At 33.8% G+C, this 26,114-nt stretch carries 24 protein-coding genes and 1 pseudogene; 15 read left to right on the top strand and 10 right to left on the bottom strand.

Annotated elements, in window-relative coordinates:
- Nucleotides 1-80: 80 nt before the first annotated feature.
- Together BW732_RS04910 and BW732_RS04905 are read right to left on the bottom strand one after the other, a co-directional pair.
- Nucleotides 81-1,793 carry a sensor histidine kinase gene (locus BW732_RS04910; RefSeq protein ID WP_077275737.1) on the bottom strand — a complete coding sequence of 571 codons (1,713 nt, stop codon included), beginning with the start codon at nt 1,791-1,793 and terminating at the stop codon, nt 81-83.
- Nucleotides 1,790-3,310, bottom strand: a complete 1,521-nt coding sequence (locus BW732_RS04905) for a response regulator transcription factor (RefSeq protein WP_161485518.1) — start codon at nt 3,308-3,310, stop codon at nt 1,790-1,792. The genes BW732_RS04910 and BW732_RS04905 overlap by 4 nt, the downstream gene beginning before the upstream one ends.
- A gap of 230 nt (nt 3,311-3,540) precedes the next feature.
- Here BW732_RS04905 and BW732_RS04900 point away from each other — a divergent pair, with 230 nt between their 5' ends.
- From BW732_RS04900 to BW732_RS04885, 4 genes are all read left to right on the top strand, one after another.
- Entirely contained in the window at nt 3,541-4,839 is a 1,299-nt protein-coding gene (locus tag BW732_RS04900; protein WP_077275735.1) for an ABC transporter substrate-binding protein, read from the top strand.
- A 63-nt stretch (nt 4,840-4,902) separates the two neighbouring features.
- On the top strand, nt 4,903-5,778 hold the full coding sequence (locus BW732_RS04895; protein ID WP_077275734.1) for a carbohydrate ABC transporter permease: 876 nt from the start codon (nt 4,903-4,905) through the stop codon (nt 5,776-5,778).
- Nucleotide 5,779: 1 nt separating this feature from the next.
- Nucleotides 5,780-6,601, top strand: a complete 822-nt coding sequence (locus BW732_RS04890) for a carbohydrate ABC transporter permease (protein ID WP_228414979.1) — start codon at nt 5,780-5,782, stop codon at nt 6,599-6,601.
- 180 nt (nt 6,602-6,781) lie between these two features.
- Nucleotides 6,782-8,260: an IS1182 family transposase gene (locus tag BW732_RS04885; RefSeq protein WP_077275732.1), complete on the top strand. Its 1,479-nt coding sequence runs from the start codon at nt 6,782-6,784 to the stop codon at nt 8,258-8,260.
- Nucleotides 8,261-8,434: 174 nt separating this feature from the next.
- Here BW732_RS04885 and BW732_RS04880 read toward each other — a convergent pair whose 3' ends face one another.
- Entirely contained in the window at nt 8,435-8,629 is a 195-nt protein-coding gene (locus tag BW732_RS04880) for a hypothetical protein (protein ID WP_077275731.1), read from the bottom strand.
- Nucleotides 8,630-9,692: 1,063 nt separating this feature from the next.
- On the opposite strand from BW732_RS04880, the gene BW732_RS04875 reads away from it, so the two are divergent.
- From BW732_RS04875 to BW732_RS04860, 4 genes are all read left to right on the top strand, one after another.
- On the top strand, nt 9,693-10,637 hold the full coding sequence (locus BW732_RS04875; RefSeq protein WP_077275730.1) for a hypothetical protein: 945 nt from the start codon (nt 9,693-9,695) through the stop codon (nt 10,635-10,637).
- A gap of 162 nt (nt 10,638-10,799) precedes the next feature.
- On the top strand, nt 10,800-11,222 hold the full coding sequence (locus BW732_RS11775) for a GNAT family N-acetyltransferase (protein ID WP_077275729.1): 423 nt from the start codon (nt 10,800-10,802) through the stop codon (nt 11,220-11,222).
- A gap of 206 nt (nt 11,223-11,428) precedes the next feature.
- Nucleotides 11,429-11,632: a hypothetical protein gene (locus BW732_RS04865; protein WP_077275728.1), complete on the top strand. Its 204-nt coding sequence runs from the start codon at nt 11,429-11,431 to the stop codon at nt 11,630-11,632.
- A 272-nt stretch (nt 11,633-11,904) separates the two neighbouring features.
- A protein-coding gene (locus tag BW732_RS04860) for an IS3 family transposase (protein ID WP_152023772.1) occupies nt 11,905-13,070 on the top strand; the annotation gives its coding sequence in 2 pieces (ribosomal slippage) (nt 11,905-12,184 and nt 12,184-13,070; 1,167 coding nt in all).
- 198 nt (nt 13,071-13,268) lie between these two features.
- Here the strand turns inward: BW732_RS04860 and BW732_RS04855 are convergent.
- Nucleotides 13,269-14,714: an amidohydrolase gene (locus BW732_RS04855; RefSeq protein ID WP_077275727.1), complete on the bottom strand. Its 1,446-nt coding sequence runs from the start codon at nt 14,712-14,714 to the stop codon at nt 13,269-13,271.
- A 318-nt stretch (nt 14,715-15,032) separates the two neighbouring features.
- Between BW732_RS04855 and BW732_RS04850 the strand changes: the two genes are divergently transcribed.
- On the top strand, nt 15,033-16,211 hold the full coding sequence (locus tag BW732_RS04850) for a chloride channel protein (protein WP_077276865.1): 1,179 nt from the start codon (nt 15,033-15,035) through the stop codon (nt 16,209-16,211).
- Between the two features lie 41 nt (nt 16,212-16,252).
- On the opposite strand, the gene murB is transcribed toward BW732_RS04850, so the two are convergent.
- A complete protein-coding gene (murB, locus tag BW732_RS04845) occupies nt 16,253-17,152 on the bottom strand; it encodes a UDP-N-acetylmuramate dehydrogenase (protein ID WP_077275726.1) in 900 nt (299 codons plus the stop codon).
- Nucleotides 17,153-17,344: 192 nt separating this feature from the next.
- On the opposite strand from murB, the pseudogene BW732_RS04840 reads away from it, so the two are divergent.
- The 3 genes and pseudogenes from BW732_RS04840 (at nt 17,345) to BW732_RS04830 (ending at nt 19,548) form a co-directional block, all read left to right on the top strand.
- Nucleotides 17,345-18,098: pseudogene (locus BW732_RS04840) on the top strand (exodeoxyribonuclease III).
- 12 nt (nt 18,099-18,110) lie between these two features.
- Nucleotides 18,111-19,004 (top strand): hypothetical protein, encoded by an 894-nt coding sequence (locus tag BW732_RS04835; protein WP_077275725.1) that lies wholly within the window; start codon nt 18,111-18,113, stop codon nt 19,002-19,004.
- Between the two features lie 10 nt (nt 19,005-19,014).
- Nucleotides 19,015-19,548, top strand: a complete 534-nt coding sequence (locus tag BW732_RS04830) for a 3'-5' exonuclease (RefSeq protein ID WP_077275724.1) — start codon at nt 19,015-19,017, stop codon at nt 19,546-19,548.
- A gap of 76 nt (nt 19,549-19,624) precedes the next feature.
- Here the strand turns inward: BW732_RS04830 and BW732_RS04825 are convergent, their stop codons facing one another.
- The 4 genes from BW732_RS04825 to BW732_RS04810 form a co-directional block, all read right to left on the bottom strand.
- Nucleotides 19,625-20,149 (bottom strand): GNAT family N-acetyltransferase, encoded by a 525-nt coding sequence (locus BW732_RS04825; protein WP_077275723.1) that lies wholly within the window; start codon nt 20,147-20,149, stop codon nt 19,625-19,627.
- Nucleotides 20,142-20,630: a tRNA (adenosine(37)-N6)-threonylcarbamoyltransferase complex ATPase subunit type 1 TsaE gene (gene tsaE, locus BW732_RS04820; RefSeq protein WP_077275722.1), complete on the bottom strand. Its 489-nt coding sequence runs from the start codon at nt 20,628-20,630 to the stop codon at nt 20,142-20,144. The genes BW732_RS04825 and tsaE overlap by 8 nt, the downstream gene beginning before the upstream one ends.
- Before the next feature lie 143 nt (nt 20,631-20,773).
- Nucleotides 20,774-21,757, bottom strand: coding sequence for a phosphate acetyltransferase (gene pta / locus BW732_RS04815; protein ID WP_077275721.1), 984 nt, complete (start codon nt 21,755-21,757; stop codon nt 20,774-20,776).
- Nucleotides 21,758-21,916: 159 nt separating this feature from the next.
- Nucleotides 21,917-22,603, bottom strand: a complete 687-nt coding sequence (locus BW732_RS04810; protein ID WP_077275720.1) for a uracil-DNA glycosylase — start codon at nt 22,601-22,603, stop codon at nt 21,917-21,919.
- A 136-nt stretch (nt 22,604-22,739) separates the two neighbouring features.
- On the opposite strand from BW732_RS04810, the gene BW732_RS04805 reads away from it, so the two are divergent.
- The 3 genes from BW732_RS04805 (at nt 22,740) to BW732_RS04795 (ending at nt 25,221) form a co-directional block, all read left to right on the top strand.
- Entirely contained in the window at nt 22,740-23,609 is an 870-nt protein-coding gene (locus tag BW732_RS04805) for a Cof-type HAD-IIB family hydrolase (RefSeq protein ID WP_077275719.1), read from the top strand.
- A 72-nt stretch (nt 23,610-23,681) separates the two neighbouring features.
- On the top strand, nt 23,682-24,209 hold the full coding sequence (locus tag BW732_RS04800; protein ID WP_077275718.1) for an LURP-one-related/scramblase family protein: 528 nt from the start codon (nt 23,682-23,684) through the stop codon (nt 24,207-24,209).
- A 103-nt stretch (nt 24,210-24,312) separates the two neighbouring features.
- The gene (locus BW732_RS04795) at nt 24,313-25,221 is read left to right on the top strand and encodes a magnesium transporter CorA family protein (RefSeq protein WP_161485517.1); all 909 of its coding nucleotides are present in this window, start codon (nt 24,313-24,315) and stop codon (nt 25,219-25,221) included.
- Nucleotides 25,222-25,259: 38 nt separating this feature from the next.
- Here the strand turns inward: BW732_RS04795 and BW732_RS04790 are convergent, their stop codons facing one another.
- A complete protein-coding gene (locus tag BW732_RS04790) occupies nt 25,260-25,916 on the bottom strand; it encodes a Crp/Fnr family transcriptional regulator (protein WP_077275716.1) in 657 nt (218 codons plus the stop codon).
- Nucleotides 25,917-26,114: the final 198 nt, after the last annotated feature.

Genomic DNA, 26,114 nt, shown 5'->3' with positions numbered 1-26,114 from the left:
AATGAGATATAATAAACTAGCCTGTTTGCCAGCTGTTTGGCGAACAGGCTATAGTTTTATAATGAGAGGCTTCATTCAGTTTAAGGAATCATTAACGGTATATTCAATGTAATTTGTGTGCCTTTTTCTGAGACTGATTCAATCCTTATTGTAGCATTTTGCCCGTATATTAAGGTAATTCTTTCTTGAATATTGTTTAGTCCGACCCCAGAGTAGTGAAGTTGTGCAGTTTTTAGCGTATCAGAATTTAAACTATCCGTTTCTGTTGTTTGGAATCCAATGCCATTATCAATTATTTCGATTATTAATTGGCTATTGACCTGACGAGCGAATAGCTGGATGAGACCGGGTTGTTCATTAGGAAATGCATGAAGATAAGCATTCTCGATAATGGGTTGTAAAATCATTTTAGGGATGAGTGCTTCTTGGCAGGACTCATCGATAAATTGACTAAACTGAATTCGGTTACCGTAACGTAGTTTTAAAATGCTAATATATGCAGTCATTTCATGTAATTCTTGGTTGAGAGGAACGAATTCATCCTTATTACTTAAAGTGTAGCGCAATAAATGAATAAAGTTATCTAGGGCTTCAAGGGCACGGTCATTTTCATTCTGCCAAATTAAAAATTTTATCGCTGTTAATGTATTGTAAATAAAATGTGGTTGGATTTGTAGCTGAAGTGAGTGCAATTCAATGAGACGTTTATCGGCTTCTGTTTCGAGAATATGGCGAAAGTAACTGTCTAAGTCTTCTAACATCATATTGTAAGCCAACCCTAATTGCCGAGTTTCATAGGTTCCAGCAACATCGACTTTTTGACTGAAATCACCTTGCTTAACTGCTGGAATATGTTCAATTAGCTGATAAATTGGAGCAGTCGCCTTACGAATAATAAAAAAAGCGAATATGCTAACTAAAATAATTGCAAAGACGGCAATTAGAATCGTTGGTTTGATAAGGTTCATATTAGCAATTAAAGTATTTAAATCGACTGTATTATAGAGTGTAAAGTGATAAGAATACAAAGGGACTTTAGTCACTGATTCATTTGTTTCTTGAAAAAATTTTTTAGGCAATGTTTGACCTAATACTTTTTTATTAGTAGATGAAATCACCTGATTATCGGGATTAACGATAAAGACAGTATGAAAAGTATCACTTAATAAATCTTCATAAATTGCACCAAAATCTTTTTCAGCAATAAAAATCATAGCATAACCAAAAACAGACTTATTGTGTGTTAATTTTCTAACGTATAATATGCCTGACTGATCTTCTGTTGCAGTAGTGGGTCCAGAGTTTTGATATACATACTGGCTAATTGACTGACTTTCATTTAGTTTATTTACAAGCTCACTTGTTAAAAAATTATCGGCTGATTGTTTCTTGATCCCCCCATTTTGAACAAATGTTTTTCCGTTTTTCCCTATTAACATTAGGTTTGACGGGGTTCCTTCGAAAATCGAGCGAGTAGATTCCATTTGTTTGATGAATTCAATAATAGTTCCACTATGATCATTTTGAGCAGTTAGGTAATCTTCTACTACTTGGCTATTGTCTGCCAAATCAAAAATTCGATTGACATTATCATTTAAAGAATCATAATCTTTTTGGATCTTATCTAGTAAAATCAAAGTTGAGGCTTGATAGGTATCGATGTACGTTTTTTTTGAGCGATTAATAACGATAGATAGTGTAAAAAAACTTGTAATAACAATGCAAAAAATAACAACTAGTAATATTTTTACAAATAATTCGCTTGATGATAAGCGTTGTTTTAACTTATTCATAATTGGTTCTCCCGACGATATTTTGAAGGACTTGCTCCATAACATTTTTTAAATAGTTTAGAAAAATAACTTAAATCAGAATAACCGCAAGCAGTTGCTATTTCCGACATATTAAATGATGACTCCAGTAATAATCGCTTTGCTTCTTTTAACCGGACGGTATTTAAATACTCTGAAAAACTGGTATGGAAGTGATTAGAGAAAAAGCTTGATAGATAAGAATAATTAAAGTGAAATGTTTCTGCTAATGTAATCAAAGATAAGTTTGTGTGATAATTATTGCCTATAAATGTAACAATGTTATTTAGTAATTCATCGTTATAGATAGTTGCTGTATTATTTCTAGTAATAATATCCTTTAATTGCTGAATAGTCGTCAGAATAAATAGTGAGAAATCCTCCAAGTAATCTATCTCACCAATAGAGAATAAAAAATGTTGCTTTAATTTGTTTATTTCAGTTGTTTCAGTGTAGACATCAATTAGTGTGGAAAATAAGGTGTAAAAAATACTACTGGCTTGTTGTTTTAAGAGTGTAGGCCGTGGTAGCTTAATAATTAACTGATCGAATTGTTTTTCTATACGTGATAAACTCATCAAATAATCTTCATTTAAAAGTGAACGTAAATATTTTTTTGTATCATATTGCTCCATATCATTTAAAGATAAAAACTCTTGTTGTGTTATAATACTATGTTGTTTAAAATAAAAACGTTGTTCGTATCCTTCTGAAATTAAAAAATTTAGTTGTTTTTTTAGTTCTCTCATGTCATCAATAGGTGAACTTAAAATAAATAAGGCTTTTTTTTCGACTAAACGTAAAGAGACCAAATTACTTGATACCATATCAAGTAATTCTTTTTGGGTTAAATTAGTACTGATTATAAAACCGTACTCGTTGTTATTGATTGTAAAAGGCAGACTGGTTAATGAAAGGTTATTGGGCAAAAGAGTTTGACAAGTTTGTAATAAATGCTCTTTGTTTTTATACCAAAGAAAATTAGTATATAAAATAAAGTACTGATTTGATTTAAAATAACGCTCTATAGTTTGTTGGTTGTCAATATCGTATCCTGAAAGAAAACGATTTAATTGCTGTGATAGTAGTTCTTCGTGAGAAATAGTTTGCTCTTTTTTCGCCATTTTTTTTGAAATATTGATTAAAGTTGTTAATAGTTTATCTGGTGTCAGTGTAGGTTTTAAAATATAATCAACCGCACCATTTTTAAAAGACTGTGATACATATGGAAAATCATCGTAACTACTCAATACTAAAAAGTGAATTGCTGGATATTGTTCTTGAATAACTGCCGATAGTTTTAAACCATCAAGTTCGGGCATAATCAAGTCTGTAATCACAATATCTGGTTGGTTTTCTTTAATTTTGCTAATAGCATCTAAGCCATTTTCCGCTTCTCCAATGATTCTAAAGCCATGTGTTTCCCATGGTAAAAGCAGTTTTAAGCCATCACGAATACTTTTTTCATCATCGACTATTAAAATAGTAATTAAATTCATTATTGATTCATCCCTTATCATTTTCAATAAACTAACTAAAGTATACCAATTAACGTCTAAATGTAAATTAAAAAATAATTTTTATGATTTTTAGAGACGTTGGGTTAATGATTGTTTGTATTATTTTTATAAGTTTGAAAAAATTCTAGCTGTTTTTTAAAACTATTGATAACGCTTACTTGAAAAGTTATAGTTTGAGTAGGAAATCTAAAATGAAAAGAGGAAGAAAAATGAAAAAGTTTTTTAGTGGCTTATTAGTGATGATGGCAGCACTTGTTCTTGTAGCATGTGGTGGCAAAACTGATGAAAAAGAATCTGGCAAAGATAAGAAAAAGACTGATAACGTTGTGACAGTTTGGGCTTGGGATGAAACTTTTAATATCAAAGCAGTTGAGGAAGCTAAAAAGTTTTATAAAAATGATGATGTGAAAGTTGACGTTGTGACGATGTCACAAGATGATATTGTTCAAAAATTAAATACTAGTTTGGCATCAGGTAATACAGATGGCTTACCAAATATTGTATTAATTGAAGATTATCGAATTCAAGGATACTTAACATCTTATCCTGATGCATTCGCTAAATTAAATGATATTGTCAAAGAAGATGATTTTGCGTCGTACAAATTTGCTGTAAATAAAGTAAAAGATGACATTTATGGTGTTCCTTTTGATAGTGGAGTAGCAGGGGTGTTTTACCGTCGTGATTACCTAGAAGAAGCTGGTTATAAATCAGAAGATTTAGCAGATATTAATTGGGAAGAGCTAATTGAAATTGGACGTAATGTGAAGAAAAAAACCAATCACCCATTACTATCAATGAACCCTAGTGATTTAGGTTTAACAAGAATTATTATGCAGTCAACAGGAAAATGGTTTACAGATGAAAGTGGTAAAAAAGTGACACTTAAAGGTAATAAAGCATTAGAGTATGCAATGACAATTCAAGCAACTATTCTAAAAGAAGGTTTAGCGGAACAAGTATCAGATTGGGATGGCGGAGTAAATGCGGTTCAATCTGGTAATGTTGCTAGTGCTATTCAAGGTTGTTGGTATTCAAGTACTATTCAAGGTGCTGAAGACCAATCAGGTAAATGGGGTATTGCACCAATTCCTGTTATCAAAGGAGATTCTAACTCAAAACATACATCTAGTATTGGTGGAGGCGGTTGGTACGTCATTAAAGGTGTATCAGGTGAAGACAATGCTAAAGATTTCTTGAAACAAACATTTGCTTCTAATGTTGAACTAATGGATATTTTAGCTAAAGAGATAGGATTAGTTAGTACATTAAAAGCTGCTAGTCAATCATCAGTTTACCAAGAAGGCGTAGCATTCTACGATAATCAAAAAGTTTTTGAAGATTTCTCAAATTGGTCTTCAGAAGTAATTAATGTTAATTATGGTAAAGACACTTATGCCATTGAGTCTGTATTGACTGAAAGTTTACAAGAAGTAATCGATGGTAAAAAAGTATCAGATGTTTTAGAAAATGCTCAAAAGCAAGCTGAAGATCAATTAGCAAATTAAGCATGTTTAAAGTGAAGAGCATACAGACTCTTCACTTTTTTAATTAGTTAAGGAGGAACCACAATGAAAAGTAAAAAGAAACGTCATTTATTTGCTAATGGAGACGGGTTTATTATCCTCCCAGTTATTATGATCTCATTATTAGTATTTATTCCAATGGTTATGGCATTAATTACCTCTTTTAAATCAGGACCACCAACTAATATGAGTTTTAATGGTGTAGGTAATTATCAACGCATGATTAATGACACAACTTTTAGAAAGGCTTTTGGCAACACTTTTCTATACTTAATTATTCAAGTACCTATGATGTTATTTTTATCATTACTTTTTTCTCATATTTTGAATGATAAGAAATTAAAATTTAAAGGACTTTTTCGAACAGCTTTATTTTTACCTTGTATTACATCCTTGGTTTCATACTCATTAGTCATGAAAAGTTTATTTTCTAGCAACGGCTTAGTTAATAAGTTAATGATGGACATTCATGCTATTTCAGAACCAATACAATGGTTAACAGATCCTTTCTGGGCCAAAGTACTTATTATCATTTCTATTACATGGAGATGGACGGGATACAATATGATTTTCTTTATTTCAGGCATGCAAAATATTGATCCAGAGATGTATGAAGCAGCCGATATTGATGGGGCTTCTCGATTACAGCAATTTTTCAAAATTACAATTCCTAATTTAAAACCGGTCATCTTATTTACAACAATAACATCTACAATTGGGACGTTACAATTATTTGACGAAGTTCAAAATATTACAGGTGGTGGACCAGCTAACGCAACCACAACTCTGTCACAGTATATTTATAATTTGAGCTTCAAATTCACACCTAATTTTGGTTATGCAGCAGCGGTTTCGTTTGTCATTGTTATTTGTATTGTTGTATTAACAATTATTCAGAAAAAAATAGCGGGAGATGATTAAGTTGAAAAAAATTAATCTTACCATCAAATATATCTTTTTAATTATTGCATCGTTTGTATCAATCTTTCCGTTTATTTGGATGATTTTAGGTATGACGAATAAGACTGTCGATATTACTGCCGGTAAATTAATGATTGGTGGCGAATTGTGGACAAATATTACTAATCTTTTGGAAAATAATTTAGACTTTAGACAAGCTATTATTAATTCTGCAATTATTGCAGTAATTACGACCGTTTTTTCTCTTTTATTATCTTCGATGGCTGGATATGGGTTCGAAATTTTTCGTTCAAAGAAAAAAGACCGGATTTTTAACATTTTATTATTATCTATGATGGTTCCTTTTTCGGCGATGATGATTCCTCTTTATACAATGTTTTCTAAACTAAGTCCATCACCATTTGGGATTAATACATTATTTAGTGTCATTGTTCCATCCGTATGTACCGCCTTTAATATTTTTCTATTTAAGCAAAATATTAAGTCATTTCCAAAATCACTAGTTGAAGCGGCACGGATTGATGGGTTAGGGGAGTTGGCAATTTTCTTTAAAATATATATGCCGACAGCGAAAAATATCTATGCAGCAGCAGCGATTATTACATTTATGGGAAGTTGGAATAATTACTTGTGGCCATTAGTTGTCCTTCAATCGCCAGAAAAACGAACATTACCATTAATTTTATCTGCAATGGGTGCTTCTTACACCCCAGATTATGGCATGTTAATGACAGGGATTGTCATTGCGACTTTACCAATTGCTATTGTTTTCTTTGTATTACAAAAACAATTTATTCAAGGTATGCTAGGTTCAGTTAAGTAGTTATTATGAACGATAGATAGTAGCTATTTAGAAAAAATACGACACTAACAATATTTTAATAAAAAAAGCATGCGATACTTGTTTAAACAAGTGTCGCATGCTTCAGACTGTAGACAAAGTATCAAAAATTTGATACTTTGTCTTTTTTTCTTGGTAAAATAGAGAAAAGGAGTTGCTTCCATGCTAAAAAAACAAGATATGAGCAAACGTAATCAAATTGGTTTTTATTCTCTAGAAGATTTAGTTCCCAAGGAACATCTATTAAGAGATATTGATAAATATGTAGATTTTAATTTTATTTATAAGTTAGTTGAAGATAAATACGATGAATCAAATGGCCGCCCTAGTATAGATCCGGTTCTATTAATTAAACTTCCGTTGATTCAGTATCTTTATGGTATAAAAAGTATGAGACAAACTATTAAAGATGTTGAGGTTAACATGGCTTATCGCTGGTTTTTAGGTTTGGATATCGAAGATGCTGTTCCTCACTTCTCAACCTTTGGCAAAAATTATTCTAGAAGATTTCGTGGTACAGATATCTTTGAACAAATATTTTACGGCATATTAGAACAGTGTATTGAAGCTGAATTAGTGGATACTTCTGAAGTATTTATTGATGGTACTCATATAAAAGCACATGCAAATAATAAAAAATATGAAAGTAACGAAGTTACTGAAGAAACTCTTTTTTATGTGGAATCACTACAAAAAGAAGTTGAAATAGATAGAGAAAAAAGATTAAAAAAGCCCTTAAAAAGAAGAGAGGAAAGTGAAAATCAGGTAAAACATAAAAAAATTAGTAAAACAGATGATGAGAGTGGTTGGTTCCATAAAGGAGAGCATAAACAGGTTTTTGCTTATGCTGCACAAGTAGCATGTGACAAGAATGGTTGGGTTTTAGGATATACAACTCATCCTGGTAATCAACATGATAGTCGGACATTCATCGATATCTATAATAAATTACAAAGTCACTTTACCTTAGATAAATTAGTAATGGACGCTGGATACAAAACACCTGGTATAGCCCATTTATTATTTCAAAATAATTTAACACCTATTTTTCCATATAAAAGACCTATGACCAAAAAAGGATTTTATAAAAAACATGATTATGTTTACGATGAATACTACGATCAATATATCTGCCCTAATGTGAAAATTTTAAGCTATACAACAACTAACAGAGACGGATATCGTGAATACAAAAGTAATACGTCTGATTGTAGTCAATGCCCTTTGATTGCCTATTGTACTGAGTCAAAAGAAAAGAGGAAATTAATTCAACGACATTTATGGGAAAATGATATGGAACGTTGTGAAGACATACGTCATTCCCTTGGAATGAAAGCTATATATAATAATCGAAAACAAACAATTGAGCGATTATTTGGAACGGCAAAAGAATTTCATGGCTTACGTTACACTAATTTAATTGGGAAAGAAAAAATGCACATGAAAATTGGGCTCACTTTCGCATGCCTTAACATTAAAAAATTAGCAAAAATGCTTAAATTAAGAGACCTGAAGGGCTCTATTTTTTTATCTATTTTGGGAATTTTATCAAAAATAATGATAAGATACAAAAAAACAAACCAATTACCCTTTATGAGCAACTGGTTTGTCTTCAATCTGAAGCATGCGATACTTGTTTAAACAAGTGTCGCATGCTTTTCATTTAGTAGTACATTGAGTGAAATATTAATTAATTCATCAAAACCTTTAACTAAAATAAACTAGTAAGGGTGAACTAGATAAAATATATTAGGCTGACATACTATTTTTGTGAAATGATGTAAAAAGTAGTGATTTTGTCTTATAATGCTTTAACTAAATACGACCTTTCTCTTTTTTATCTTTGACTTTTATCTCGTCAGGTAAAATAAACCCAATAGGACCATCGTTTAGGTGCTTCAAGCGGTCTTGATTAAAATTGTCTTTTAAAATGATTTCCTTAGGTACGTCCTGATGAGAATCGGGTGTTGGTATCGGAATATTTGGTACTATACCATGGTTATCAGACATAGAAATCCCTCTTTTCATTTTTTATTAATAGTACAATTATTATATCATTTATCGAATGATTTATCTGATAGAAGTTTCGGTTGTGGTATGATAAGTGAAATAAAGTATGTATTAAATAGCTATAGTATTAAACTGGACGCTATCGGAGGTGCGCTATTATGCTATCATTTGAAGCCCCTTGCTTAAAATTCGAAGAATTCATCCGATATTTTGAACATAGTCTTAATTATAACTACTTTGTCGTATTTAAAAGGTAATTCCAATGATTAGACAATGGTTGTATAGTGGTAGGTATTTTTTTAAGCAACATTAATTGTTAGCTTTTATCGATTCTGATGGTACGTTGAGAAATCGTATGATAGATGTGTTTAGAGTCAGTCTATAATAAGAACCTCATTGAATGAATTTGCTAATTTTATATGTGTCAGCAAAAATTAGGAAAAAATCAATTAGTCATTATGCCTATCAGTATAAAATTTATCATTTTATGCTAATCTTGAAGACTTTTTTGATAACGACAAGTAATATTTTCAAATTAATGTCAATGGTTTGTTGGATGATATGTTGATTACTACTTTCAAAATGCTTAAGGATTACTGATGTATAAAAACCAAAGTGGGAAAAGTTATTTAGTTACTGTTAAGTAGTAAATAACATAGAAATTTCGCTATTTTTGGTTGGTATAAGTATGAATTGTTTGTAATAAATTCCATGTTTTTTTAGTGATTTGATTGATGAAATTTAACTAATTGTATGACGTCTTTTTTACTGAGTAATTGTAAATTAAAAAGAAATGGAGGGATTTTTATGGTCGGGAAAAAATTATTGAAATCTGAAGAAATTCGTATTAAAAATGCTCAGTTACGTGCTAAGGGAAAAGACCCATTAAATGGATGGGATAGTTGATACTAAGTTTGGTGGTGGCGGATCATTGGGTATTTCGGAGGGTAACTCACTCGCTTTCGATAAAATGGGTGCAGTTGTGGAAGATCAAAAAGTGAAACGCTAAGACGTGTCACTTATTTTCTATAATTATAAAAAAATGTTTGTTGGGAGTTTATGAATGAATTTTACAAGGAAGTTTTTCCAAAATATTGCTGATACAATGGCCATTTTATATAGTTTATGGTTTTTTGTTATTTTAATGTTTGTAGGAATTTTATTTATATATATGTTCACGGGGTATTTAATGAATCCATTTTTACCGTTAGGCTTATTTTTTATTTATGCTCTGTTTTGTGAATCAGAACGTTACAAGGGGATTGGGTGGCTCGTAGCGATTGTTTTTACGATTGTCATGTTAACTGCGGGTAGTATACCAACAACAGAAGAACAAGAAGCTATGAAACGAGAAAAAGAAAATGAAGAATATGCGAAGAAACAAGAGAAATTAAAATACGCTGCTAAATTATATTCTTTTAAAGACAGTGATGGAAATGAGATTATTCGAGAAAAAAGTGAGCTTGATGAGTCTGAAGAGCCACAAAAAAGATATCGTCTTAAAAATGGACAGAAGTTTTTAGTAACCTTTCAATTATTTTTGAAGGACTCAGAAGAAGAAGATGAATATCCTCTAAAGAAAGAATTAAAATTAAATCGATTTCGTGTGAATGCAGATGAAGTTTATTTTTATTTTTATCCATTAAAAGAAGTTACTTATGATGAGACCACAGGAGAGTTGACAGGAGTTGTAGAACTTAAATTTTCAGACAATGTCACTGTGATAGAGGATGAATTTCGACTGCAACTAGTGTCTGAAGAAAATAATCTGATAGGAATAAAATCATATCGAACTTATTATAATATCGAGTATGAAGATGCTTATCCTGAAGAAGAAAAGATAATTGAAAGTAGTGAGGTAAAACAAGAAGTCACTAATCCGTCTGTTACATCTAAGGTAGAACCAGAAGATGTGATTATTACAGAAGGTAATGTAGAAGACTGGGATCATATATTAGATGATTGGGAACTAGAAGAAGCGAGGGAGCAAGATGAATTTTATGAATAGAAATGATAGTGAATGATAGTATTGTTTAGAATAAATAAAAATCAAGTTTTATAAAACGTGCTTCAAACTGTAGACAAAATATTGATTAATTTCGATACTTTGTCTTTTTTTTATTGGTAAAATGCAGTAAAAGAGTTGGCTTTAATGTGGAAAAAATAAGATGTGAGTAAACGTGCTTCAATCGGTTTTTATTCTTTAGAGGCTTTAGTTTCAAAGGAACCTCTTTTGAAAGAATTGGACAAAGATGTAGATTTTAATTTTATTTATCTACTTGCCAAAGATAAGTATGATAGATTAAATGGACGTCCTATTTTAGATTCTATTATGCTTATTAAACTTCCTGATGGTGGGTATATTTGGCACGTGATTTGTTTGTCTGAAAGACAAAAAGGTTATGGGAAAGCGATATTAAAGGCCACACTTAAAGAAGCGGAAAAGATAGATTTAAGTCAAATTTTAGTTACTTGTGATGAGAGTAATATAGGCTCAAATCGCATTATTTTAACGAATAGGGATCTGTTAGAAAACAAGCTATATGATGTAGTCGCTAATAAGTGGGTTAATCGGTATTGGTTTAAGTTTTAATAGGTAGTAGGTCAGATAGTATATGATAATTAGGGGGATTTTGATAGGTTTAGAGTACATAATTAAATTAATTTTGTTATTTAAAATAAATAAATAGCATTTATAAAATAAATAATTTATTATAAAAAAAATAATAAAATCTGTCTTTAGTACCATTTAAAAGTATTAAATATTTGTTATATTAAAAAAAGAAAGGAATGATTGTAATGCCTAGTATCATTTTAATACTATTTGGTAGTTTATTAACAGCTTGGGGAGTTTATAGAATTAAAACAGATTTTAAAAATAATAAAAAAATTAAAGGACTAGTTGATTTTATTTTAACTGGTCAAGCTTCTGGAATTGGCCAATTTTTATCTGGTATTGCTACTGTAATGGTAGGGATAATCGTTTTTTTTATATCAAAATAGAGCGAAACAATTCAAAAATTTTTAGGGTAGTTGGAAACTTGTGAATTAGGAAACAATAAATACTGAGCAGTTATTTTTTCGATAAACCTATCGGAATAAGTGACTGTATTTTTTTGGCTAGTTTTTAGGTCAACAGGTCATTAAAGGATAGGAGAATGTAAATGAACATTTAGCTATGTTTATACTCGAGATAAGTAATGGATAGGCTACACTTGACTAGACAGAAAAAATAAGGTGTGATGAGAATAAGAAAACACACTGGAGGAAATGTCATGTTAGAACGTAAACCAAGAAGAACTTTTACCAAAGAATTTAAACAACAAATGGTAGATCTTTACCAATCAGGAAAACCTAGAATAGATATTATTCGTGACTATGAGTTAACTCCTTCAACTTTTGATAGGTGGGTAAAACAAGGAACAACCACAGGTTCATTCAAAGAAAAAGATAATTTAACACCTGAACAAAAGGAATTAATCAAACTCAGAAAAGAACTTAAAATGCTTGAAATGGAAAATGATATTTTAAAGCAAGCGGCGCTGATATTCGGACGAAAAGGCAAGTAATTAAAGCCAACAAACATAAATATTCTATATCAGCGATGTGCCGAGTCCTTAAAATATCAAGACAAACTTACTATTATCAGGAAAAGAAGCCATTACTAGAAAGTGAACTAGAAGAAATTGTGGAAATGATTTTTCGCCAAAATAAAAAAGCTTATGGCGCTCGTAAAATAAAAAAAGCACTTAGTTTAGAAGGCATCATTCTCAGTAGAAGAAAAATTAGAAGGATTATGCGACACAGAAACCTCGTTTCTGTGTATACGAAAGCTTATTTTAAGGTGGTATCTTCTAATGTGAATGAGTCTAAAATAACCAATCAATTAAAACGTCATTTTAACTCCGTTATGCCATTAGAAAAAGTTGTCGCCGATTTAACTTATGTCAAGGTTGGCAATCGTTGGCACTATGTCTGTTTAATTCTTGATTTATTTAATCGAGAAATCATTGGATTTAGTTGTGGGGCATCAAAAGATGCCGAATTAGTTAAACAGGCATTTTATACGATTCCGTACGCCTTAACAAACATTCAGTTGTTTCATACTGATAGAGGAAAAGAATTTGATAACCAAGTGATTGATACCATACTAAATACATTTAATATCAAGCGATCGTTGAGTAGAAAAGGAAATCCCTGGGATAATGCCGTCGCCGAGTCAACTTATAAATCCTTTAAAGCAGAGTTCGTTTATCCCAATCAGTTTGAGACACTAAAAGAATTATCTATGGCTCTTTATGACTATGTTCATTGGTGGAATCATTTCAGAATACACGGAGCATTGAATTATGTCACTCCGCTTAGTATCAGAGCTCAGAGATTAGCGATAGCTTCCCTTGAGGATGAGTCAAACTGTGATACGTGTGAGATAGCGGGTTGATTTTTATAAGTCAACACACCGCGAAAGAGTCACAGTTTGAGAGGCTCATGGTCAAGGGTAATCGGATAACAGTACCAATGTTTTGACACCTTATAATATTTGTCAAAAAAGTGTTGCCATTCCATAATTAAACTTTATAAAAAAGAACCCCTCAAATTGGAGTTCTTTTTTATCTATTATTTCTGATTAAATATGACGTTAAAAATCAAGACTATTCGGTTTAACCTCTTCAGGAATTGGATTTTGATAAGGAGTTTGGTCAGTAATAGCTTTTAATTCCGCTTTGGCTTCTTCTATATAACTTGGGTGTTCTAATACGGTAACTGCGGTGGCAGCTAAGACTTTTGCTGCTTGGAGCATGCCTTTTTTGGCAATACCAGATTTACCATTAGCTACCCATTGCCAAGAGTGCATTGACGTATGTTGGACTTCAGTCGCAATTAAACATTGTGCAGTAGGAACGACCCAACTGACATCACCGACATCAGAAGAGCCAGGGACGATTAGGTTTGCCATCATCGGGTTGTATGGATAGACAAAATCAGCTAGCGGTTTTCCCGCATTTTCGACAATTAATTTCTTTTCGACTGGTCCAATTGGCGGTACCATACGGAATTTTTTTTCATCTTCAGTTAAGTTATCATAGACTTTTTGGGCATAATCCCAATCCTCTTGGTCAAATTTAGGTGCCCCGATTTCCATCATACATTTTGACATAATTTCAGAATACACTTTATTTGGCATATAGTTGGAGCAAGCTTTATCAAAGTGAACGACAACTTCTGTCTCGGTCATTAGACTAGCACCTTCAGCAATTTTACAAATGCGGTCATAGATTTCTTTCACTTGATAGACTTTTGGTGCTCGAATTAAGTAGAGGACTTTGGCATGTGATTGCACGACACTTGGAGAAAGGCCACCGCCATCTAAAATCGCATAGTGGAAACGAGCTTCTGGTGTGACGTGTTCACGAAGATAGTTCGCTCCAACATTCATAAGTTCCATAGCATCGAGTGCGCTTCGGCCCATTTCTGGTGAGTTGGCAGCATGCGAACTTTTTCCTTTGAATTCAAACGCAGCTTGAATATTTGCTAGAGTTGGTGCACCAATAATGGCATTATCTGTTCCTGGATGCCAGCAGAGTGCCATATCAAGGCCGTCAAATGCGTGAGCACGCACCATAAAGGTTTTACCTGAGCCACCTTCTTCAGCTGGACAGCCAAAGTACTTAACCACAACATCAATATTGTGCTCTATAGCGTAGTCACGAGTCGCGATAGCAGCGGCAAGTGAGGCAGTCCCTAAGAGATTGTGACCACAACCGTGTCCGCTTGTTGAGTCAGATTCGGGATTCATTTCTTGTTGGGTTGAGCCTGATTTTTGTGACAAATCGGGTAAGGCATCGTATTCACCGAGGAAGCCGATTTGGGGTCCAGTTGTACCATAAGTGGCGACAAAGGCAGTTTCAATACCACCAATGTGGGTCTCAACAGTAAAGCCTTCATCAATCAAAATGGCAATAATTGCTTGAGCAGATTCCTGTTCATGAAATTTAGTTTCGGCTAAATCCCAAATATGGTCGCTTAGTTCGTGGTACATTGTTTCTTTTTTTTCTACATAATGGTGTATTTTTTTATGGATCATGTGAGGTCCCTCCTATAATAAGTAGATGATTATTAGTCATTGATAGACTCTTTGTATAAAAATCATACCATAAGTTACGTAAAATTGTTTAAATATAACTCCTTTTTTTAAAAATAAAAAACATTTAATGAAATATTGAAAAAGACTGCGAGAAATCCTTGTGAAAAGTTGCATTACATATTATGAAAGGTTTAAAATGAAAGACGTATGGCATAACAACTAGCACTATTTTTAAATAAGAATTCTATTGGAGTGGAGAATGTGGAAATAAGGCGAAAAGGTCAGGACTTACTATTCTTAAGTTTATTTGGGTTAGTGATGGGCGTGGGGATTGGTATTTTAGAAGTTTTTTTTGGTAAAGGTTTACTTTTGGTCAGCGAATGGCGAGCGGAGTATTTTCTTTATTTAATTGGTTTTTTACCATTTGCGGGATTAGTGATTGAGTTGTTGTATAGTCGTTATGGTAGTCGTAGTCGACAAGGAATGAGTTTAATGTTTGATGTTAATTTTGGGACGCAAGAAACAATCCCATTACGCTTAATCCCAATCATCATCGTGAGTACATGGATGACACATCTCTTTGGTGGGAGTGCGGGACGTGAGGGTGTAGCGATTCAAATTGGTGGAACGTTATCTCATTGGTTAGGTAGTAAGGTACTAGGAAAACGAATTAAAGAGTATCGGTTAGGTCAAATTATTTTAGTGACAGGTATGGCAGCAGGATTTGCTAGTCTATTTCAAACGCCAATTGCGGCAATTTTTTTTGCATTAGAAATTTTCGTAGTTGGGCGTATCGATTATAAATCAATGCTACCAGCAACAATTGCTTCATTTACAGCGGCTATGATGTCAAATAAACTTGGGCTAGAAAAATTTAGTTATGTGATTATTGATATTCCAGATTTAACTTTAGTAACAGGTTTGAAACTTATTGGCATTGGTATTTTATTTGGATTAGTCGGCTTTTTATTTAGTTTAAGTTTAAAGTATGGAAAAAAATGGGCTGGGGGACTAATAGCCAATCGTTACAAACGAATCTTTATTGGTGGATTACTGATTGCTGCTCTAATGATAGTCTTACATCAAGGTCGCTATTCGGGCTTAGGATCGAATCTAATTACAGCAGCTGTCCAACAAGAAACGATTTATTCTTATGATTTTCTATTGAAACTTGGTCTAACAGTCTTAACCCTCGCAGTCGGTTTTCAAGGTGGGGAAGTGACACCACTTTTTGCGATTGGTAGCTCATTAGGTGCTATACTTGCGCCATTATTCGGCTTACCTATTCCATTTGCAGTGGCTATTGGTTATGTTGGTGTCTTTAGTAGTGCGACGAACACGTTTATTGCACCAATTATTATTGGCTGTGAAGTATTTGGGTATGAATTATTACCGTACTTCTTCATTGCGCTCTGTCTAGCTTATGCGTGCAATTTTGATACCTCAATTTACGGCAAACAAAAATCATTATTTGTGATAAATACTGAAACAAAATAAAAACTAACCCAACTTCAAATTAATGGAGTTAGGTTAGTTTTTTAGTCTCGTCCGATAATACGGACTTCGGTTTCTAAGGTGACGTTAAATTCTTCCAAAATTGTGTGTTGAATGTGTTGAATTAACTCAATATAGTCGGTAGCAGTTGCTTGATTGATATTGACAATAAAGCCAGCATGTTTTTCAGAAATTTGAGCGCCGCCCCAGACAAGACCTTGTAAACCAGCATCTTGAATAAGTTTTCCGGTGAAATGACCTTCGGGACGTTTAAAGACACTACCACATGATGGGTATTCCAGTGGCTGTTTCGATTCTCTAAGATACGTTAGCTCAGCCATACGTGCTTTAATTAAGTCGTGGTCACCTTTTTCTAAATTAAAAGTTACCGACAAGACAATTGCTTTTAATTCTTGGAATTTACTATGACGATAAGAAAAATCAAGATCATCTTTCGTCATTTTTTGAATGGTACCATCTGCTAAAATAACCTCACAAGAATCAAAGACATCGACTAATTCACCACCGTATGCGCCAGCATTCATATAAGCAGCGCCGCCAATACTACCAGGTATGCCACAAGCAAACTCTAATCCAGTTAAATCATGCTCTAAAGCAACATAGGTTGTATCAATTAGCTTAGCCCCTGCTTCAGCAGTAATTGTTGTACCATCGACTTGAATAGCATTCATATCTGTTAGCATAATGACAAAGCCAGAGATACCGCCATCTTTAACGATTAGGTTGCTTGAGTTTCCTAAACACAACCATTCTATGTCTTCTTGATTACAGTAATCAATGATATCTTTTACCTCTTGAGCTGACTTTGGAAAGAATAAGACATCTGCCGGTCCGCCAGTCTTTGTATAAGTATAATGTGATAATGGTTCATTTAATAAGTATGTTACATGCGATAAGTGAGTTGAAATATGTTGTTGATCCAATTCAAAAAGTCCCTTCTGCGTCTTTTTCTAGTGCTCTCATTTTAACATAAGTTCCTTAAAGTAGGTACACCTAAGACATTAAAAGCGAAGATACCTAAATTAATTGTGTCTTTTTATGTTTATAAAATATATGGTAAAATGAAGACAAGACAAATTAGTGGTTTTGAAAAATCAAGCATAGGAGATAAAAAAATGAAGTTACTATCATGGAATGCAAACGGGATTCGAGCAATCGTCGATAAAGGTTTTCTAGAGATTGTTAAAGAGTTAGATGCCGATATGATTTGTTTACAAGAAACAAAAGTTCAAGCTGGACAAATTGAACTTGACTTACCTAATTACTATCAGTATTGGAATTATGCCGATAAAAAAGGTTACTCCGGAACGGCAATTTTTTTCGAAAACGGAACCACTGACGGTTACCTATGGGCTTGATGTAGAGGAAATGGATACTGAGGGTCGTGTGATTACAGCAGAATACGATAGCTTTTTTTTAGTCACATGTTATACACCTAACTCGCAGCCTAAATTAAAACGTTTAGACCACCGGATGGCTTGGGAAACACACTTTTTAGCGTACCTTAAACACTTAGAATTGAGTAAACCGGTTGTTTTATGTGGTGATTTGAATGTCGCTCATACACCAATCGATTTAAAAAATCCAAAAAGTAATCGTCAAAGTCCAGGTTTTTCAGATCAAGAGCGCGAAAAATTTTCAGAGTTATTGGCTAGTGGTTTTATTGATACATTCCGCTATTTTTATCCGGATTTAACAGGTGCTTATACTTACTGGAATTACCGCTTTAATGCTCGCGCGAATAATTCTGGCTGGCGGATTGATTATTTTTGTGTTTCCGACAGTTTAAAACCTAGATTACGTGATGCTAAAATTTTATCGGATATCATGGGCAGTGACCATTGTCCGGTTGAATTAGACTTAGATTAGAAAGGAGTCGCTATGAAAAAAATTATTAAAATAGTTGGTGTAATTTGTTTTCTCGGTTTAATCATCAATTTAAGTACGATTCGGACAGTCGCTGCTAGTAGCAATAATCAACCGCTCATCAGTGATTTGTCATACAACAAAGATCGTCAAGTCATTACTGGTAAAACAGCACCTAATGCGAATGTCTGGCTAGATAATGTGGCAGGAGCTGTTGTCGCTAATGATAAAGGCGAGTTCGAGTTTCCAGTCCCATCTAATACTAAACAATCTGTCATTACAGTCTTAGATGCTGAAGGAGATAAGTCAACTGATGTGCGGTTTAATTTTGAAAAAAATACGATTGAGACATCGGAGACAAAAACTGATAAAGAAAGTGCTGGCGCCACAACGGAGCGAGCAGTTGCATCAAGTAAAAAATCAGATGAATCGACTAATGCAACTAGTCAAAAAAATAGTTCCAATTCGACTACGACTGACACCACAACTACTACAACAAGTACTACAACTACAACAAGTGATACAAATGCGAAGATTTCGGAGGCAAGCTATAAAGCGCCAAAGACACCTAAAAAAAGTCTTATTTGGCTATGGACGTTGTTGGGACTTATTGCTCTTGCTTTAATTTGTGTTGGTTTGTATTTATGGTATCTTAAGAAAGTCAAAGCAGAAGAGAAATTAGCTGCTAAAAAACGTCATTCTAAGAAAAATCGGAAACATCAGACTAAAACAGTGAAAAAATCAAAAAAACGTGTGAATGAGGCCTATGAAGATGATTATTTGGATCAGTTGATTGATTCTGAAATGAAATCTGCCAAGACTAAGTCGAGTCCTCGCTCAAAGAATCGAGATAAGACTGTATCTAAACGTCGTAAAACTAGCAAAGGTAATTCGTCAAGACGGAAGTAGGGGGAAACAGGTGAATTTTATTGCAATGGATTTTGAAACGGCGAATCATGAGGCACATAGTGCTTGCTCATTAGCTTTAGTGATGGTCAAACATAATCGTATTGTGGGTGAATATTATACATTAATTAATCCACAAACGGACTTTCATTGGCGCAATATTCAAGTTCATGGTATTGAGGCAAAAGACGTTAGTGCTGCCCCAACATTTGCCGACATTTGGCCGGATATTCAGCACTATTTTGAGCCAAATCATTTAGTGGTAGCACATAATGCTGCGTTTGATAATCGGGTTTTACTAAACTGTTTAGACAAGTATCAACTAGCACCCGCTCATTTCTTATCGCTTTGTACAGTGCGAACGAGTCGAAAATTGTATCCGAAGTTAGCTAATCACAAGTTAAACACGGTCTGTGATTATTTAGATATTCCACTTGAAAATCATCACCATGCATTAGATGATAGTTTAGCGTGTGCATCAATTTTACTGGCACAAGAGAAAACATATGGTGTTGAACCATTAAAAAAATTGGTCAAAAAAATATAAATCAAATAGACCGCTATGACGTTTTACAAAACATGTCATAGCGGTCTATTTTTATATTAGGGATTGGGTAACCACTTTAAAATAAACGACTCATCAGCAGAACATCGCAAAATTCATCGTGTTCAATTTTAATTCCAGCTCGAATCGTTCCTTCCGTTTCGAAGCCTAATTTTTGGTAGAGAGCAATCGCACGCTGATTGCGATTTTGGACCTTTATTTCTAGCCGTTTGATTTTTTGATAATGTTCCACCCAGTCGATTAATTCAGTTATCATAGCAGTTCCAAGACCGATGCCCCAAAAGTCTTGCTTGATACTGATACCAATTTCACCAATATGGCTAATTGCTGGATCAGAATCAGTGGTGACAGTAGCAATTCCTATTGGTCTATTATTATCTAATGCCAATAAAATTAGCTGATTTGGCAGGTGATAAATTTGTTCGATTTCAGTGGCCATGTCTTCCTTAGTGAGAGTTAAAGCCTGACGATTGACTAATAAATAAGGCGTTTCTTGATTTAATTCAGTAACGAGTGTCAGTACCTCTTGTGCATCACTAGGGACTGCTTCTCTTAAAATGATGGTGTACTCTTGATTAGTCATGCTTGAAGATCCAACCTTTTTCGGTTAAGTATGCCAGTAACTGTTGTCGATAGTCTTCGATAGTCTCTGACGATGCTTCAATCCTAAAATCACGGACGGTATCTGAAACTTTATCTAAAAAGAACTCTAAAAAGGGCACATCGATTTCATTTTTTATTAATTGCCCCCATTCGACAACACAGATACCGTCGCCTTCAAAGTAATCTTCTAAACCTAAATCGCTAGCTCCTTCAGTTAGACGGTAGACGTCCATATGATATAAAGGTAAACGCCCTGTATCGTACTCACGAATAAGTGTGTAGGTTGGGCTTTTAATCATTTGTTCAATTCCTAGGCCACTAGCAAAGCCTTTTGTAAAAGTTGTTTTACCTGCACCTAAATCACCCGTCAGGATAATCACATCACCACTCTGGCAAAAGTGAGCGATATCGTTGGCTAGTTGTTGTGTGTCTTGATTTGTAGTTAGTTGTAATTTTTCCATACAAACACCTCGTCAATTATTTAGATAAAGTATACCGTGAGACGAAAAAAAAAGCTATGTCCCGATTGAATTGTTTGCATTAATAAGTCGTTTTTAGGTAAAAAAAGACCACGCCTAAGCGTAGTCTGGATAGAATTTATGAATTATTTGCTTTGTAATGTTTGAGATGCAGTAATAATTGATAATTTGTAAACATCTTCTTCATTACATCCACGAGATAAGTCAGAAATTGGTTTGTTTAATCCTTGTAAGATTGGCCCAATTGCTTGGAAGTTACCTAAACGTTGTGCAATTTTATAGCCAATGTTACCTGATTGAATTTCAGGGAAGACAAAGACATTCGCTTGACCAGCAACAGCTGAGCCAGGTGCTTTTTGTTGTGCAACAGATGGCACATAAGATGCGTCAAATTGTAATTCACCATCTAAAGCTAAATCAGGTGCTAATTCTTTTGCAATACGTGTTGCTTCCACAACTTTAGTTACTTCTTCAGATTTAGCTGAACCTTTTGTTGAAAAGCTTAATAGTGCTACTTTAGGATCGATGCCAAAAATTTCAGCTGTTTTAGCACTTTCTACTGCGATTTCTGCTAATGCTTGAGCATCTGGGTTAATATTGATTGCACAGTCAGAGAAAATATATTTTTCTGAATCACGGTTACCAACCATTAAGAAGGCACCACTTGTACGACTAACCCCTGGTTTTGTTTTAACAATTTGTAAAGCAGGACGAATTGTGTCACCAGTTGAGTGAATAGCGCCACTTACTAAGCCATCAGCTAAGTCCATGTAGACTAACATTGTACCAAAGTAGTTTTCATCCATTAAGATAGCACGTGCTTGATCTTCAGTTGCTTTACCTTTACGTCGTTCGATGAAGGATTGAACCATTTCATCAAATTTAGGGTATGATTTAGGGTCGATAATTTCCAAGTTATCAACAGCTAAACCACGAGTTCCTGCTAATTCTTTGATTGTCTCAGGATTTCCAACTAAGATTGGTTCAACTAAATCATCAGATTTCAGACGAACAGCAGCCCCCAACACACGAATGTCAGTTGGTTCAGGGAAGACAATACTAATTTTTTTCCCTGCAATATTTTGTTTTAAACCATCAAATAATTCCACTAAAAAAACTCCTCACATTTATAAGTAATCAAAATCTATATCTATGATACCGCAATCAGAAAAAAAAAACAGTAAATTTGTCTGTTTTTTTAGAAAAAATGAGAATTGTATGTAGCAATTTTAAAAAACATTGTATAAACTGAAACAGTTTTATTTTTGTTATAGAACAGTTTCAGAAAGTTTCCAAACGATTGTTTTCTTATTTTGTTGTTTCAAAAGTCGGTTAATTGTTGAAAAAGGTTTTGAGCCAAAAAAACCACGATAAGCTGACAATGGGCTTGGGTGTGGGGCACTTAAAATAAGATGCTTTGTTGTATCGATTAGTTTAATTTTTTGTTGTGCAGGTTTGCCCCATAAAACAAAAATAACGGGATCATCACGCTTACTTAGGGAACTAATTAGACAGTCCGTTACTTTTTCCCAACCTTTGTTACGATGGGAGTGAGCTTGACCCTGACGGACTGTTAATACAGTATTTAAAAGTAGGACGCCCTGTTTTGCCCAATCGTTTAAGTAACCATGAGATACTGGTGAGTAACCCAAGTCGGATTCTAGTTCTTGATAGATATTTCTAAGTGATGGAGGAATTGGCACTCCTGGTTGGACAGAAAAACTTAATCCATGGGCTTGATTTGGTCCATGATAAGGGTCTTGACCTAAAATGACGACTTGAACTTTATCAAATGGTGTCAATTCTAGTGCAGTAAATAAATTTTCTTTTGCAGGAAAAATGGTTTGTTTTGTATATTCATCATCGAGAAAGTTACCAAGGTCATTTAAAGTATCGGTCAATTGACAATTTTTATCGAGTTGTTCTTGCCAAGTACTAGGTAAAACTAAGTTCATTTTTTTGCCTCCTAAAAAGTAGTTACTCTTAGCCTAGTCGCTTCAAAGTGAACAGTCAAGATTGACGACAAAACAAACGTGTCAGAGGTATAAAAAAATGTTAGAATAAAAGTAACACAATTTTAGGAGGCCCTATATGATTAAATTAATTGCATCAGATATGGATGGGACATTATTATCATCCCACTTGAACATTTCTGAAGGGAATAAATTAGCGGTTTTAGAAGCTCAGAAACAAGGGATTGAATTCATGGTTGCCACTGGCCGTGACCATACAGAAGCACGTCCAGCTTTGGAAGAAGCGGGGATTAAATGTGGCATGATTACTGGTAATGGTGCGCAAGCGTTTGATAAAGATGGTAAGTTACTATTCACAGTTGGTCTAGCACCTGATGTGGTTCAAGAAGTGATTACTGTCTTAAAAGAGCATGGCTTGTATTTTGAATTAATGACTAGTAATGGTGTTTATGCTGATAGTCAAGCTGAACGACTAGAAAATTTCGCATCATTAGTTGCTCAAAATATTCCTCACATTACATTTAAAATGGCTATCGCAATGGCGTCTGCGCATCTTGATATGCTACAAGTAACCTATGTGGATTCATATGACACTATCTTCAATGATTCAAGTATTGAAGTGCTTAAAATTATCACATTTAGTGACAAGGGACAAGCAGTCTTAGGTCCAATCGGGGAGCAACTTAAGCAAAATCCTAATATTTATGTGACGTCTTCATTTTCAAATAACCTAGAAATTAATCACCGTGATGCAAGAAAAGGTTATGCAGTTAAGCACGTTGCTGATATGTTAGGTATTTCAATGCAAGATGTTATGGCAATTGGGGATAACCATAATGATATATCGATGTTAGAAATGGTAGGTGTCAGTTTTGCGATGGGGAATGCTGAGCCAGAAGTAAAAGCTACGGCGAAGTATCTTGCAGAAACCAATGTGAATGACGGTGTTGGCAAGGCAATATTGCGTGCCATAGAAGAAGATTTGTAGAACGGTTAACTTTAAGGAAAATCATTAGTCGGTAAGATACATAGGAGGATTGTTGTAAAGGAAGTTGAGAACATGACAACATTTTACATACATCAAGACATTTTATCCGCTAACGTACGTACGGTCGTCACTGACGAACAACAAAAAATTCGTTATTTGATGGTTGGTCGTTGGGGAGTGAAAGGCGATTCGTTAAGTATTTATCATTTGAATGGTACGATACTTGCGAGCGTGAAACAAAAAAGTTTTTCCCTAATCCAACAATTTGATTTGTTTGAAAACCATCAATTAGTTGGTTACATGAGTCGCGTATTACGTTTTCCGAAAGATGTTTATATTGTTCGAGGATTACGTTGGCTAATTGTCGGAAGCCAACAGAGTCAATATAAAGTTTATTATTTAAATAAATTAATTATGACTGTAGATAAAGTAGTGTTAACAAAAGGCAATTTTTATCGAATAGCTATAGAAAATGAGGAACACACAGAACTTTGTTTATGTGTGGCAGCAGTTCTAGATTATTGGGCACGTTCACCTCATCTTTTGAAGTTGAAAAAACCACTGTGGGCTCAACGATTAGATTTATCACCTAGTTGTTAAGTTGGGTTCGTTGTTATCATGAGAAATTAAAATTTTCGGCAACATCATCAGTTAAAGTTTTTAAACATAGTACAATGGTGTAATGAAAAGTGGAGGGTGTTGGATGATATTAGAGCACAACATGGAGCAAAAAGTTCGCTGGGTAGAAACACGTAGTTTAAGCGATAGTGAGAAAAAAACATTACAAGGCATGTACCAAATTCCGCCAGAAATCATTAACTATGTTACCGATATTTATGAGCAGAGCAGCTTCGATAATGATGAAATTACTGGGTTTAAATTATTAATTATGCATATGCCTATCCAATTAGACTCACCACTTCGTTACACGACAAGACCTGTCAGCTTTTTAATTAAAGGAAATCGTATTGTAACTTTTAATACTTTGGAGTCGGTAGTCGTCAATCAAGAATTTGAGAAAATGCGAACTTGGAGTAAGCAAGAGATGACAGTTAATAATTTTTTATTGACTAGTTTATACGGATTATTTGCCGGTTTTATGACCACAGTCAAAACGCTTATCAAAGAGCGTCATCGCTTAGATGAGCTACTGCCAAAGCATATGACCAATAAAAACTTACTTGATTTGTCATATCTCCAACAAACATTAACTTATTTTAATAACGCAGCGAAAAGTAATCTTGATGCGATGACTGATTTTTTAGAGTCTCCAGTTGGTCAGAATTTAAAAGACACGGAAAGAGAACAGCTTGAAGATGTCATTATTGAAGCTAATCAGTTGAAGCATATGGTACAATTAGAGTCTGAGGTGGTAGATAAAATCACCCAGATTTTTGATAGTATTATGAATAATAATTTAAATGATACGATGGGGATTTTAACAGTTTGGTCGTTAGCTTTAGCGATTCCTACGGTTATTACCGGTTTTTACGGGATGAATATTACGTTACCAACATTTGGTAAACCATATGATTGGCTCATTTTGATTATTTTATCGTTGATTCTGATTTTCTTCCTTGTGTTGATAATTCGGCGAATCAAACGATTTTAAAAAGACAACTACTTTGGTTAAAAAGTAGCTGTCTTTTTTTACATAATGACGTTGTCTTTAATAGCATCTAGGTCACGAATTAAAATTTTACGATCATAAATTTCGATGATATGGTTATCTTTTAATTGTTGTAGCATTCGATTGACACTGCTAGCGGAGGTAATGCCACAAAAATGGGCAATTTCTTCATTAGTAATCATAAAATCAATTAAATAGCCACCATCAAAAGGAACACCGAATAGTTCATACAGTTCATAAATTTGAGTACATACAGCACCAAATTTTCCATTCATTAGCATTTGTTGCATTTTCTTTATTGAATTTAATAAACGCACACGGTAATAATCTTTGACGTACATCTGTAAACCATTGTCTTCATTAATATCTTTCCAAAATTGAACGCGATCAATTTTATATAATTCAGCTGTCTCCGATTCAATTCGAATATTGAAAGGTGCATCGGTAAATTGAGAATACTCATCACGTAAAAGTGAGACAATCTCTAAGTTATTAATATAACGTAAATTAAATTCACGTCCGTCATGCGAAATAATGCTTGTTTTGATGATACCACTTTTTAAAACGTAGGCGTGACAGTCACGCAAACCTTCGTAAGTTAAGTAGCTTTTCTTTTTCTTAACAATGACTGGAAATGAGTGTTGGTCTAGATAATCTTGTAGAACGGAACGCTTCATTTTTACCCCTCTTTTTTACTTTTCATTTTTTCAAGAATTTTTCATTTGTGAAATCAATTAACTTCATAGCTATATTAAATAAAACAATTAAGCGAAAAGCAATAACATTTGTTAATATTAAATATTTTATTAAAATGTCATACCATTTTTTATTTAACAAAATGGTATTTTTTTTGCGTTGAAATAAGCTATAGTGTA

The sequence above is a fragment of the Vagococcus penaei genome (assembly GCF_001998885.1).
Classification (GTDB): Bacteria; Bacillota; Bacilli; order Lactobacillales; family Vagococcaceae; genus Vagococcus; species Vagococcus penaei.
The sequence above is the reverse complement of the archived record's forward strand: the minus strand, read 5'-3'. Positions and strand labels throughout refer to the sequence as shown.

Excerpts from the sequence above, each read along its gene's own strand:
- BW732_RS04910 (WP_077275737.1), bottom strand. The coding sequence starts at position 1,793 with ATGAATAAGTTAAAACAACGCTTATCATCAAGCGAATTATTTGTAAAA.
- BW732_RS04905 (WP_161485518.1), bottom strand. The coding sequence starts at position 3,310 with ATGAATTTAATTACTATTTTAATAGTCGATGATGAAAAAAGTATTCGT.
- BW732_RS04900 (WP_077275735.1), top strand. The coding sequence starts at position 3,541 with ATGAAAAAGTTTTTTAGTGGCTTATTAGTGATGATGGCAGCACTTGTT.
- BW732_RS04895 (WP_077275734.1), top strand. The coding sequence starts at position 4,903 with ATGAAAAGTAAAAAGAAACGTCATTTATTTGCTAATGGAGACGGGTTT.
- BW732_RS04885 (WP_077275732.1), top strand. The coding sequence starts at position 6,782 with ATGCTAAAAAAACAAGATATGAGCAAACGTAATCAAATTGGTTTTTAT.
- BW732_RS04880 (WP_077275731.1), bottom strand. The coding sequence starts at position 8,629 with ATGTCTGATAACCATGGTATAGTACCAAATATTCCGATACCAACACCC.
- BW732_RS04875 (WP_077275730.1), top strand. The coding sequence starts at position 9,693 with ATGAATTTTACAAGGAAGTTTTTCCAAAATATTGCTGATACAATGGCC.
- BW732_RS04865 (WP_077275728.1), top strand. The coding sequence starts at position 11,429 with ATGCCTAGTATCATTTTAATACTATTTGGTAGTTTATTAACAGCTTGG.
- BW732_RS04855 (WP_077275727.1), bottom strand. The coding sequence starts at position 14,714 with ATGATCCATAAAAAAATACACCATTATGTAGAAAAAAAAGAAACAATG.
- BW732_RS04850 (WP_077276865.1), top strand. The coding sequence starts at position 15,033 with ATGGGCGTGGGGATTGGTATTTTAGAAGTTTTTTTTGGTAAAGGTTTA.
- BW732_RS04835 (WP_077275725.1), top strand. The coding sequence starts at position 18,111 with ATGAAAAAAATTATTAAAATAGTTGGTGTAATTTGTTTTCTCGGTTTA.
- BW732_RS04825 (WP_077275723.1), bottom strand. The coding sequence starts at position 20,149 with ATGACTAATCAAGAGTACACCATCATTTTAAGAGAAGCAGTCCCTAGT.
- tsaE (WP_077275722.1), bottom strand. The coding sequence starts at position 20,630 with ATGGAAAAATTACAACTAACTACAAATCAAGACACACAACAACTAGCC.
- BW732_RS04810 (WP_077275720.1), bottom strand. The coding sequence starts at position 22,603 with ATGAACTTAGTTTTACCTAGTACTTGGCAAGAACAACTCGATAAAAAT.
- BW732_RS04805 (WP_077275719.1), top strand. The coding sequence starts at position 22,740 with ATGATTAAATTAATTGCATCAGATATGGATGGGACATTATTATCATCC.
- BW732_RS04800 (WP_077275718.1), top strand. The coding sequence starts at position 23,682 with ATGACAACATTTTACATACATCAAGACATTTTATCCGCTAACGTACGT.
- BW732_RS04795 (WP_161485517.1), top strand. The coding sequence starts at position 24,313 with ATGATATTAGAGCACAACATGGAGCAAAAAGTTCGCTGGGTAGAAACA.
- BW732_RS04790 (WP_077275716.1), bottom strand. The coding sequence starts at position 25,916 with ATGAAGCGTTCCGTTCTACAAGATTATCTAGACCAACACTCATTTCCA.